This is a genomic window from Mucilaginibacter sp. P4_A11, from assembly GCF_056402535.1.
In genome coordinates this window covers 243,418-255,584 of the sequence record NZ_JBFUHE010000004.1, presented here as the reverse complement: position 1 = coordinate 255,584, position 12,167 = coordinate 243,418, and the positions used below count along the sequence as shown (strand labels likewise).

Below are 12,167 nucleotides of genomic sequence, written 5' to 3'. Positions count from 1 at the left end.
TACAAATATACCAACTGGTATTTAGTTTTTAGTGATCGCTTATAATTACTATAGGCCCGGCTTGTTTTTTACGATTGATAACCAGGAACAAGAGCGGCATCGCCAGTAAAAATATTAAACCCGAAAACAGGTAAGCATCCAGGTAACTTAACAAATATGATTGCCTGTTGATGGTGCTATCAATAACAGCAATAGCTTTTTTCTGGGCATCAAATGATGAAAAGCCCCGGCTGCTGAAATAATTGGTTAGCTTAGCTATCCGCGCTGTAGCCTGATCATTGAAGATGTTGATATTCGCCAACAGGTCGCTGCGGTGCAACCCGAAACGTTGTGCTACGTAGGTGTTAATAACCGCAATACCAAACGACCCGCCTAACTGCCGCATCATATTATTCAGTGCTGTTCCCTGCGGAATATCTTTTGGTTCGAGACCAGATACGGCCAAAGCGGTAAGCGGAACAGTTAATAATGCAATGCCCATAGCCCTGTAAATTAGCGGACCAACCAGATCGCCAGGAGCCGCTTCCAAATTCATGCGCGACATTTGCCAGGTAAAGGTGATGAAGATGATGAAGCCGGCTGTGATAATAATTAATGGTGATACCCCTTTTTTAAGCAACGTGGCCGAAAACAATAAGCCTACAATTGCAAGTACCGCACCCGGCAATAAAATCAGCCCTGTAATAGTAGGCGGAAATAGTAACACTCGCTGTGCCAATACCGGTGTAAGGAATACCGATGTAAACAACCCGAAGCCGGTTACAAATGTTAGTATAGCTGCCACCGCAAGCGATTTACTTTTAAGCACCCTTAAATCAATAACGGGGTTCGGAGTTGTAAGTTCCCACCAGATAAAAGTACTAAGGCTGATAACCGCCACTATGGTAAGCACAATGATATAACCTGCCGAAAACCAGTCGTCAGTTTCACCTCGTTCCAATACAGTTTGGAGCGAGCCTATACCTATCACGAGCAGGAGAATACCCCACCAGTCTACACTTTTTGCTTTGACTTTGATCTCAGGTTCGGTAACCAGCAATAAGCTTGATATAGTTACTGCTATGCCGATAGGAATATTGATGAAAAAAATCCATGGCCAGGTATAGTGTTCGGTAATAAAGCCGCCGAGGGTAGGGCCAATGGTTGGGCCTAAAAATACTCCCACACCAAATAATGCGCTGGCTATACCAACACGTGCTTTACCGTAAACTTCAAAAACAATTGCCTGCGATACCGATAAAAGCGCACCGCCGCCAATACCCTGTAAAAAGCGGAAAGCAACCAGTGTCCATATGTTTGAAGCAAACCCACACATGGCCGAAAAGAAAGTAAAGGCTATAATTGACCCGATATAATAATTACGGCGGCCAAGCTTAGTTGTTAAAAAGCTGGTCATGGGTATTACGATGATGTTGGCTATGGCGTACGCTGTGATCACCCAGGAAGTATCTTCGAGCGTGGCGCCCAAATTACCACTCATGTGCGAGAGGGCTACGTTTACTATGGAGGTGTCTATCAGTTCCATAATAGCGGCGGCTATAACGGTAATGATGAGAATGCTTTTTTTCATTGAAGTAAGAATTATGGAACTACAATCGCTCTAAAAAATACCAATCGGTATTTTTTAGAGCGAAAAAATTAGACCAGAGAATTATCTCTGGTGAAGGGCTTTCAAAGCTTCGGCTGGGTTTGACAGGAACAGACGGTAGAATGGCTCGGTGCCACCAACGCGGATCTCATAGTTGTTGGTTTCGAAGCCAGCTATAAATTCATCAGCAACTTGTGAAGCGGGGATACCGTTGCGCCCGCCAATCTCTGCCGAAAATTCAGTATCAACCAAAGGCGGCATCAGCTCAAATACTTTAATATTGGTATCTTCCAAAGCGGCCCTTAACGAAATGGTGTAAGAGTGTAAAGCGGCTTTAGTAGCTGAATAGGTAGCGGTTTGTTTGCCAGGCAAAAAGGCAACTATTGATGATACGTTTACGATAGCTGCTTCGCTTTGCTGTTGTAATACGGGCAGCAATTTTTCATTAAGGCGTACAACAGAAATGTAATTCGTGAACATTTCTGTTTGTGCGTTTTCAAAAACGTTGGGTGTAGTAAGCAAATCATTGATTGAAGCCGCGCCGGCGTTATTGATCACCACGTTCAGCTGTGGAAAGTCTTTTTTCACTTGAGAGGTTAAGGCTTCCACATCCTCTGCATTGGAAATATCGGCTTTAATTGCAGTTACATTTTGCAATTGGGCAGCTGCTTTATCCAAACGCTCCTGGTTACGGCCAATGATAATTACATGGTTATTTTTAGCTGATAATTGTTTGGCTATTTCAAAACCTATCCCGGCACTGCCGCCGGTAATAAGTACGGTGTTTTCTGAAGTTTTCATGTTGTTTGTTTTTATAGAGCGTTGAAGATTATTTACCAGGATTTATCGCTTTTAAAGCTTCATCTGGGTTTGAAAGATATAAGCGGTAAAACTGTTCGGTACCGGCAACCCTGATCTCGTAGTTGTCAGTTTCAAACGATGCAATCAGTTCATCAGCAACCTGTGAAGCAGGGATCCCCCTTTCGGCACCACCAATTTCGGCAGAAAATTCGGTATTAACCAGTGGAGGCATTAATTCAAATACTTTTACGCTGCTGTCTTTCAATGCCAAACGCAATGCGCGGGTATAAGAATGTAAGGCGGCTTTGGAGGCTGCATAAGTGGCCAGCCCGATGCTTGGTGCAAAGGCTACAATTGATGATACGTTTACGATAGCTGCTTCGGGTTGTTTTACCAATGATGGTAATAGTTTTTCGTTAAGCTTTACTATTGACAGGTAGTTGGTGAACATTTCGGCCTGGGCTTTATCAAAAATGTTTTCATCGTTAATAAGGGTGTTGTATTGAGCAGCACCGGCATTATTAATCACAACATTCAATTGAGGAAAATCGCTTTTAAGCCTGCTAACCAAAGCATCAACGTCTGCAGCGTCTGATACATCTGCTTTAATGGCAGTTACATTTTGTAATTGAGCAGCGGCTGCATCCAAACGTTGCTGGTTACGGCCAACTATAATTACATGGTTATTTTTTGCTGTTAATTGTTTAGCTATTTCAAAGCCTATGCCGGCACTGCCGCCGGTGATTAATATGGTGTTTTCTGAAGTTTTCATTTTCTGTTATGTCGATCATTACTTTCGACACCACAAAAATATACCAATCGGTATATTTTTGTATCATCTTTTTGTCATTGTTGTAAATTGTTGATTTTTAGGGTGGATTGGTGGTTGTTGCGTTTGTTGATAACAAATGCAAGTGTAAAAAAAATGTCATTGCGGAACAACGAAGCAACCGAATGCTTTACAGAGCGGCTATGCTTCCGTGCGGTTGCCACGCTGCGCTCGTAATGACATTTTTCTTATTATCATTGCGAGTTACGAAGCAATCGAATACTATACAGAGCGGCCATGCTTGCGTGCGGTTGCCGCGTTATCGCTCAGCAATGATATGGGTTTATTAGCTTTAAGAAAGTATAAACACCGATAAACTCCGCGGCCCATGCGCCCCGATAACCAGTGATTGTTCAATATCCGCCGTTTTTGATGGACCTGATATAAACGAACCATAACCATAATCAGCCTCGCCAATAGTTTGATAGGCCTGCGCCATGGTAGGCACAAAATCATCTTTGCCAATCACCACTGCCAAATGCTGGGCAATAAAAGGCAATACCCGGCTGCCCATTTCTTTTTCAGTAAGCCAGAGTGCGCCATTTTCGGCAACACCAAGATTGGTACGCAAGACGGTTAACTCTACATCGGCAAAAGTATGACCGTCTTCATGTTTTACAGTATCGGCATAAATGTAATCGCTCAGCTCATCAAGGGCAGATATGATCTTTACTCCTGGCTTAAATTCATTTTTGAGGATGGTTTTGATCTCATCAAAGCCACTTACTTCGTAAACAAAACTGCCGCCTGCAGTGGCAATGGTTTTATATTTGGCTATCAGGTCTGTCCTCACATCGGTGAGCGTGTTCAGCACTTCCATATCAGGCAATGGGTTGGCTGTAGGCTGGTTGAATTTTACAGCGGCTAAGATCTTTTCGCGGCTCATGAGTTTTTTGCTCCTTTCCTTTTTGCATACCATTCGCCAAATGACTCCTCGGGTGCTTTGGGCATTTCCCTTTGGTTATACCAGGGGTTTAATTTATTGTTTACCGCAAATGGGGCGTATTTAAATACCAGTCTGCCGGTTTTGCCGCCCATACGGTATAAGGTTGGTGAGGCCAGTGTTAAGGCCATAGCCTTCATGGCCATAGTCTTTGTTTTGGGCGAATATCCCTCTTTAACAATCACCTGCCGCCATTTATACAGCTGGTCATGAATATCTATTTTAACCGGGCACACGTTACTGCACGAACCGCAAAGGGTAGAAGCAAAGGGCAAGTCGGCATATTTTTTCATGTCGAGGTTAGGGGCCAGGATAGAGCCTATTGGCCCGGCAACAGCAGTATGATAGCTGTGGCCCCCGCTTTTGCGGTAAACCGGGCATGTGTTCATACAAGCCCCGCAACGGATACATTTCAACGAGTTGCGGAACTCCTCGCGGCCTAATTGTATGCTGCGCCCGTTATCAACAATAATAATATGAATTTCGCTGCCATCCTGTGGTTTGCTGAAATGGCTCGAATAGGTAGTGATGGGTTGTCCGGTAGCACTGCGGGTAAGCAGGCGTAAAAACACGCCGAGGTGTTTCCTTTCAGGGATGATCTTTTCAATACCCATCGATGCAATGTTGATCTCGGCCAGGTGAGCGCCCATATCGGCATTGCCCTCGTTGGTGCAGATCACAAATTCGCCGGTTTCGGCCACGGCAAAATTAACGCCGGTAAGGGCTGCTCGACGGGTTAAAAATACCTCACGCAAATGCTGGCGTGCAGTTTCTGTCAATATTTTTGGATCCGATTCGCCTTTGGCCGAACCTAAGTGTTCGTGAAAAATATCGCCTATCTCTTCTTTCTTTTTATGGATACAAGGCAGAACGATATGGCTTGGCGGTTCATTGGCCAGCTGTACAATACGTTCGCCAAGGTCAGAGTCAATTACATCTATACCCTGTTCTTTCAAGTATTCGTTTAAATGGCATTCCTCGGTAAGCATCGATTTGCTTTTTACCATTTTGGTAATGCCACGTTGCTCAAGTAAGCTGTGTACAATCTGGTTATGTTCTGCAGCATCGGCCGCCCAGTGTACTATGATACCATTTTTGATGGCGTTTGCCTCAAACTGCTCCAGGTAGCTGCTCAAGTTTGAAAGTACGTTCAGTTTTATTTGTGATGCCGTTTCGCGCAGCAGTTCCCATTCGGGGAGTTTATGTGCGGCGATATCCCTCTTCGCGCGTACCCACCACAGGGTTTCATCGTGCCAGTTTACACGGGGCTCATCGCGGTTAAATTCTGCAGCTAAATGCGGGTGATCTTTGGTAGTAGCGGTACTCATTACATGCTGTGGTTTAAAATTTCGGCTACGTGAATTACTTTAACATCGCTGTTTTGGCGACGCAGAATACCTTCTAAATGCATCAGGCAAGAAAGATCGGCTGAGGTAATATATTGTGCTCCGTGTGATACGTGATCAGCTACACGGTCTTTACCCATTTTTGCAGATACGGCTTCTTCAACTACACAAAATGTACCGCCGAAACCGCAGCAATCATCCTGGCGGCTGAGCGGTACCAGTTCCAATCCGTTCACCATATCAAGCAGTTGTTCCGGTTTGCTAAAAGGTTCGGCAACCAGCTCGCTCATTTGGGCAATCCGCAAACCACGCAAACCGTGGCAGCTTTGGTGTAAGCCAACCCGGTAAGGAAAGCTGGCCGAGAGTTGTTTTACTCCTAATATATCAACTAAAAACTCGGTAAGTTCATAAACCTTTTTGCGGATCTCTTTTGCTTGTTCCTCTTTCCCATCGGTATGTAAATGCTCCTTGATGTGTAGGGTACAACTTCCTGAAGGACAAACGATATAATCGTATCCCGAAAAATTATCGACAAATAAATTATTACAACCGCCGGTTAAATGCTCATAGCCCGAATTGGCCATCGGCTGTCCGCAGCAGGTTTGATTTTTAGGGTAATGGACTTCACAGCCAAGTTTCTCCAGTAACTCCAGCGTGGCAATAGCCGCTTTGGGGTAAAACTGATCAACATAGCAAGGGACAAACAAAGCAACTCTCATCGTTTACACGTTTACTTTAAATTGGTTAAAGCAATATTAGCGTTTATAATTTGCACAACTATCCTTTGGTATCCTGCAAGGGAGACATGGCTATGCACACTAAACACCGAAAGTACAGCTAAGCGAGTTAACTGTTTTCAATTTTATTTGCAAAATGTTGACGTTTATTAGCAGGAATGAGGTGGCTGAACCGAGATTTGGAGGGATTTATTGGATTAAAAGGAGAGGATTTGCCTAATATATCGCGTCATTGCGAGGTACGAAGCAATCCCCTATTAACAGAGTGGCTGTGCAGATTTCTCTGCATAGTTTGGAATTGCCTCGTACCTCAATGACGCTTTGAGATTAAAAAGAAAAGATGTTTCGTTTGCGAAACATCTTTTCTTTTTATGAACCGCTCCCCTTTTTGTGGGGAAACTCACTGCACATAAGCCAGCTTCACATCCTTATAAGCCGGTTTCTGCAGCTGCTTTTTCAAGCCTTTAAAACTTTCCATTGGCCCCTGGGCGGCAAACATGTTAATAAGCCAGGCAGGTACTGAACCTCCCGGGTCAAGGTGTAAAGTATAAACAATACTTACATGGGCGCTGTCAACTGGGGTAATCACCCATCTGCCGGTTGAGTTTTCAACCCTTACAATACCATCTTTTACAGGCATCATATCTGATATAACCGGCGCATCTATGGTAACAACTTTTGTTTTAGGGTCTTGGGTAACTTTAAGATGTGCTATAAAATCACGGTTATGCACCGGCCAGGGTATGTTAACTTCTGAGTAATAATAAATATCAGATGGGGATACCTCTTTAATAACAGTTGCAGATTTGGTATGATAAACCCATTCTGCACAGGTTTTTATATCCATCAATACAGCTACCAACTGGGCAGCTGTAGCGTTGAATGTACATTCTACTTTTATGGCTTTAATTTTTGAGTCTGCAATGTGTCGGGTATAAACTTTAATACCTTCCTTGTCGCTGCTTAACGACCAGGGTTGTTCCGGGCCGGCTATTGCAAATTTTGCAATGAACAATAATAATATGATCGGGAGTATTCTGCGCATGGTATCAGTGATTGTAAATAAGGTGTGACAAATTTATATACAAAAACAGGCCGGGGTTGCCCCGGCCTGTCAGTAAATGGTCATTTGATATGCGCCAATATTAAAATATGAAAATACTATGGCATTTGCGGCTCTATTATTTCAGCTCGAATACATAACTCCCTGCTGTTGCTTTGTAAGAGCTATTGATGGCAAGTGGCTTGCCGGCCAGGTAAACTTTACCTGCCGGAAACGTGATAGTAGCAGTTGAATTTGCCGGTACGGTAACTTTATAAGTTACACCATTGCCAGTACGCTGCCATGATGAAACGATGTTGCCATACGGCCCTTTGTGGGTTGCCGTAAACTCATTTAAGCCCGGTACAAAATGCGGTTGCAACAATACATTTTTAAAACCCGGATGCTCAGGATCGGGATGGATACCGGCAATGCCTTTATATAGCCATGCACCAATTTCACCAAACATGATATGATTAAGCGAGATATCGGATTTGGCATCTATCTGCCAGTTTTCGTACAAAGTTGTCGCGCCGTTCACCATCCACCAGCCCCATGATGGGAAGGTTTCCTGCGAGGCTATTTTGTAAGCCACATCTGCGTGACCGTTATCGCTCAAAGCACTCAAGATTGCTTTGGCACCCAATATCCCAACATCTAAATGGAAGTTATCGGCAGCAACACGTTGAGCAAGATTATCCGCTACTTTACTTTTCAGGTTTTCGGGTACTACGCCCCAGTAAAGCGGTACACTTAATTCTGTTTGTAAGCCTTTACCGTAAATGCCGGTAGTCGTATCTAAATATTTTGCATTGATTGCATTTTTGATCTTATTGGCCAGTGCTGTGTATTTTACATAATCGGCCTGTTTGCCTAATATTTTAGCTGCTTTAGCCAATATGCTGGCATCGGTATAGTAATAAACAGACGAGGTAAGTTCAACCGGCGAAACCGATTTTACAGGCACCCAGTCGCCCAAGCCCCAGGTAGTAAGACCTGTGGGGTAAAGTTCATCAATATGGTTTACGTATTTTTCAATGGCAGTGTAGCTATCAGCCAGCAGTTTGCTATCGCCATAAAATAAATAAATATTGTAGGGTATAATGGCGATGGTACTTGTCCAGTCGGGACCGTTGCCCCATTCGTAACCCCATCCGCCGGTTGGAATAATGGATGGTAGTACACCGTTTGGCTGCTGTTCATCGCGGTGATCAGCCAACCATTTTTCGTAGACAGTAATACCGTCGAAATTGTATAAACCGGTTTCGCTGGCAATGTGGGCGTCGCCTGTCCATCCGTTTTTCTCGCGTTGTGGGCAATCGGTTGGGTAGCCGAACAGGTTGCTCAGGTAGCTATTGTTGGTGGCAGTCCAGATCTGGTTAATGGTTTGGTTTGATGCTTTGACCGTACCGATCGGCTCCACATCGCTATGCATAAAAAATGCTTTGATGTTTTCCTTACCTATTTGAATTGGTTTGCTGCTGTTTACTTCTATGTATTGAAACCCTTTGTAGTTAAAGCGTGGTGAAAATGTTTCTTCACCCTTGCCGCCTAAAATGAAAATATCGGTTTGGAAAGGATCTTTATCATCGGTAGGGCGGTAATGCAGATCAATGTTGGATTGATCAACATGACCGTTCTTGTTCAATCTTTCGGCATGCTTAAGGCGGATCACTGTGCCCGAGTCGCCTTTAACGGTGATCTGGCTTACGCCCGAAATATTCCGCCCCATATCAAACACCCAAACGTCGCTATCAATTTTGGTTACGCTTTTGGTGCTGATGGTATTAACCGCGCGGATAGGTTGCATAGCCTGCGATACGATATTCATAGAAGGTGCAGAGCGGTTGATAACCGGTTTCCATTTGCTGTCGTCAAAATTGGCAGTGTTCCAGCCTGCTTGCTCCAGTCTGCCGTCATAGTGTTCGGCAGTATAAATGCTATTGAAAACGATTGGGCTAAGCGAAGTTTTCCAATCGGTACCTGATTTTACGGTTTCAACTGTACCATCGGTATAAGTGATGCGCAGATCCATGCAAAATGCCGGGCGACCGCGCCATGGCGCCTGGTGAAAAAACCAAACCGCTGTACTTTGGTGATTGTACCATCCGTTGCCCAATAATACGCCAACGGCATTTTTGCCACTTTGCAATTGAGCGGTAACATCATATGAAACATAAAGTGTACGCCTGTCGAACCGGGTATACATAGGGTCGAGCCTATGATTGCCGATCTTTTTTCCGTTTAGATATAGCTCGTATAAACCAGCCACAGCAATATAAGCCCTTGCCGAGCGGATAGTTTTTGTCACCTTAAATGTATTCCGAAAATAGGGGGCGGGGTTTACGGCAATACCTTTATTATCACTGATCCATGAGCCTTGCCAGTTTTGCATCCCCATCATACCGGTTTCAAAGCTATTTATAGCTGATGGAGCAAGTTTTTTACTTGCCTGATCCCAAAGCTGAACCTTCCAGTAATACTTAGTAAAAGGTTTTAGTTGCTGGCCATTATAAATAACAAGGTTGTTTGATGAAGCAATTTTGGGAGTAGCCCAGTTACTGCCTTTACCTGTAGAAACCGCAATTGAATCGGTACCAACAAATAGTTGATAAGCACTTTGAGCGGCTCCCTGTGCTTTATCGTTCATAAGCCAGGTTAAGCGGGGATGGGTATTATCAATACCTATAGGATTTACAAGGTATTCGGATTTAAGACCTGCAGCCTCCGGCGTTTGGGCTTGTGATATCGAAAAAGAGCAGCATAATAAGGCAATGCTAAGCAATGGCTTACATAAAGGGTGTTTCATGTGGTTAAGATAGCGGTTTATACAATATTGGCCAAAGCCTATGATATGTTGTCACAAGCAACAATGTTAAATGGATGGTTTGGGATTTGCATCCTGTACTGTCTTGTTTGTTGAACCATGATTTATGGGATTTAATGATTATCAGGAGAATTACAGCACGCCGTCGCTCGGCTCCAGCCGAGTGGCAACTACCCCACGGCTATGGCCGACGTGATAAAGAAAAGGCCAAAGGCCTGGAAATAATAACCACTCGGCTGGAGCCAGGCGGTGGCGGTTAGCTTTTACACAGTTTTACTCACTTTTACAAGTAGCTTTTATACATTTGCACCATGAGCAAGCTATGGCAAAAAACTACCAACGTTAACGAACTGGTTGAAAACTTTACTGTTGGGCGCGACCGCGAATTTGATGAGCAAATGGCGGCGTTTGATGTTTTAGGATCCCTCGCCCATACCCGCATGCTGCAAAGTGTAGGGCTTATGGACGATGCCGATCTGGAGCTTGTTCAGCATGAGCTGAAGAATATTTATGCCGATATTGCCAAAGGTGGGTTTAAGATCGATGAGCATGTAGAAGATGTGCATTCGCAGGTTGAACTGTTGCTTACCCAGCGTATAGGCGATGCCGGCAAAAAGATCCATAGCGGCCGCTCACGTAACGACCAGGTTTTGGTTGATCTTAAACTCTTTTTCCGCCATCAGTTGCAGGAAGTTGTTGAAAGTACCGAAACGCTGTTTCGCCAGTTGATTGAACTGAGCGAAAAACATAAAGATGTTTTACTGCCGGGTTATACCCACCTGCAGGTGGCCATGCCATCATCTTTCGGTCTGTGGTTTGGCGCTTATGCAGAAAGTTTGGCTGATGATCTGGAACTGGTTTTAGCGGCTTACCGCATCACTAATAAAAATCCCCTGGGTTCGGCAGCTGGTTACGGTTCATCGTTCCCGCTAAACCGTACTTTAACTACGCAGCTTTTAGGTTTTGATAGCCTTAATTATAACGTTGTTTACGCGCAAATGGGGCGCGGTAAAACCGAGCGTGTCATTGCGCAGGCTATTTCTTCAATTGCCGCTACATTAGCCAAAATGGCTATGGATCAGGCACTATATTTAAGCCAGAACTTTGCTTTTGTAAGCTATCCGGATGCACTTACCACCGGCAGCAGCATCATGCCACATAAAAAGAACCCGGACGTTTGGGAAATTATGCGCGGCAAATGCAATCGCCTGCAGGCCCTGCCTACAGATGTGGCTATGATGACCACCAACCTGCCATCGGGCTATCACCGCGAGCTGCAATTATTAAAAGAATTGTTGTTCCCAGCCTTTGCCGATTTGAAGCACTGCCTGCAAATGGCAACCTTCATGCTACAAAATATCACTGTAAAAACCGATATCCTGAATGATGCCAAATATGCCTATCTGTTCAGCGTGGAGGAGGTGAACCGTTTAACATTAAGCGGCACACCATTCCGCGATGCATATAAACAGGTTGGTTTAGCTATTGAAGCCGGTGATTTCAATCCTGATAAAACGGTGAGCCATACTCATGAGGGCAGCATCGGTAATTTGGGTAATGAACAGATCTCCGCAGCTTTTGATAAGCTGATCAGTAATTTTGATTTCGGAAAGGTGGAGCAGGCGATAAAAGGGTTGGTTGAGTAAAATAATAAAATACTATCTTATCAAGCATCGTCATTGCGAGGAACGAAGCAATCCCAAACTGTACAGAGCAGATTTGCATAGCCGCTCTGCTTCTTGGGGATTGCTTCGTACCTCGCAATGACGGTAAGATTTAATCAGCGAAATCAACCTAATCAAAAAAATCAACGGTCATGAACGGACAAAACAGAAGCGATATATATCCCGGCCTTGAGGTTGACATTATCTTAAAGAAAGATCAGCGTACGGGAACACTCACCCGCGGCTTTGTAAAACGGTTGCTCACCAGCGCGGCGTACCATTCACGCGGGATCAAGGTACAGCTTGACGACGGGCAGGTAGGCCGTGTGGCCTGGATAGTGGAGGAGGAAGATTAAATCATTATCTTCATCAATTCTACACTAATCATCG

Annotated in this window: 11 protein-coding genes; 3 read left to right on the top strand and 8 right to left on the bottom strand. The window is 44.4% G+C overall.

What is annotated here, in order from left to right; genetic code table 11:
• Positions 1-28: 28 nt before the first annotated feature.
• From AC1DUD_RS10265 to AC1DUD_RS10230, 8 genes are all read right to left on the bottom strand, one after another.
• A complete protein-coding gene (locus AC1DUD_RS10265; protein WP_477374258.1) occupies positions 29-1,570 on the bottom strand; it encodes a DHA2 family efflux MFS transporter permease subunit in 1,542 nt (513 codons plus the stop codon).
• Positions 1,571-1,651: 81 nt separating this feature from the next.
• Complete coding sequence (locus AC1DUD_RS10260; RefSeq protein ID WP_477374256.1) at positions 1,652-2,389, bottom strand: SDR family oxidoreductase; 738 nt, start codon at positions 2,387-2,389, stop codon at positions 1,652-1,654.
• A gap of 28 nt (positions 2,390-2,417) precedes the next feature.
• Positions 2,418-3,161, bottom strand: coding sequence for an SDR family oxidoreductase (locus AC1DUD_RS10255; RefSeq protein ID WP_477374253.1), 744 nt, complete (start codon positions 3,159-3,161; stop codon positions 2,418-2,420).
• A 349-nt stretch (positions 3,162-3,510) separates the two neighbouring features.
• Entirely contained in the window at positions 3,511-4,104 is a 594-nt protein-coding gene (locus AC1DUD_RS10250; RefSeq protein ID WP_477374251.1) for a LutC/YkgG family protein, read from the bottom strand.
• Positions 4,101-5,489 (bottom strand): lactate utilization protein B, encoded by a 1,389-nt coding sequence (locus tag AC1DUD_RS10245; RefSeq protein WP_477374249.1) that lies wholly within the window; start codon positions 5,487-5,489, stop codon positions 4,101-4,103. Before AC1DUD_RS10245 ends, AC1DUD_RS10250 begins: the two co-directional genes overlap by 4 nt.
• Complete coding sequence (locus tag AC1DUD_RS10240; protein WP_477374247.1) at positions 5,489-6,226, bottom strand: (Fe-S)-binding protein; 738 nt, start codon at positions 6,224-6,226, stop codon at positions 5,489-5,491. The genes AC1DUD_RS10245 and AC1DUD_RS10240 overlap by 1 nt, the downstream gene beginning before the upstream one ends.
• Positions 6,227-6,644: 418 nt before the next feature.
• On the bottom strand, positions 6,645-7,289 hold the full coding sequence (locus AC1DUD_RS10235; protein ID WP_477374245.1) for an START domain-containing protein: 645 nt from the start codon (positions 7,287-7,289) through the stop codon (positions 6,645-6,647).
• 136 nt (positions 7,290-7,425) lie between these two features.
• A complete protein-coding gene (locus AC1DUD_RS10230; protein WP_477374243.1) occupies positions 7,426-10,095 on the bottom strand; it encodes an alpha-L-rhamnosidase in 2,670 nt (889 codons plus the stop codon).
• Positions 10,096-10,229: 134 nt separating this feature from the next.
• On the opposite strand from AC1DUD_RS10230, the gene AC1DUD_RS10225 reads away from it, so the two are divergent.
• The 3 genes from AC1DUD_RS10225 (at position 10,230) to AC1DUD_RS10215 (ending at position 12,133) form a co-directional block, all read left to right on the top strand.
• Entirely contained in the window at positions 10,230-10,373 is a 144-nt protein-coding gene (locus tag AC1DUD_RS10225; protein WP_477374241.1) for a hypothetical protein, read from the top strand.
• Between the two features lie 51 nt (positions 10,374-10,424).
• Positions 10,425-11,759 (top strand): argininosuccinate lyase, encoded by a 1,335-nt coding sequence (gene argH / locus AC1DUD_RS10220; RefSeq protein WP_477374239.1) that lies wholly within the window; start codon positions 10,425-10,427, stop codon positions 11,757-11,759.
• 170 nt (positions 11,760-11,929) lie between these two features.
• Positions 11,930-12,133 carry a YwbE family protein gene (locus AC1DUD_RS10215; RefSeq protein WP_112572483.1) on the top strand — a complete coding sequence of 68 codons (204 nt, stop codon included), beginning with the start codon at positions 11,930-11,932 and terminating at the stop codon, positions 12,131-12,133.
• Positions 12,134-12,167: the final 34 nt, after the last annotated feature.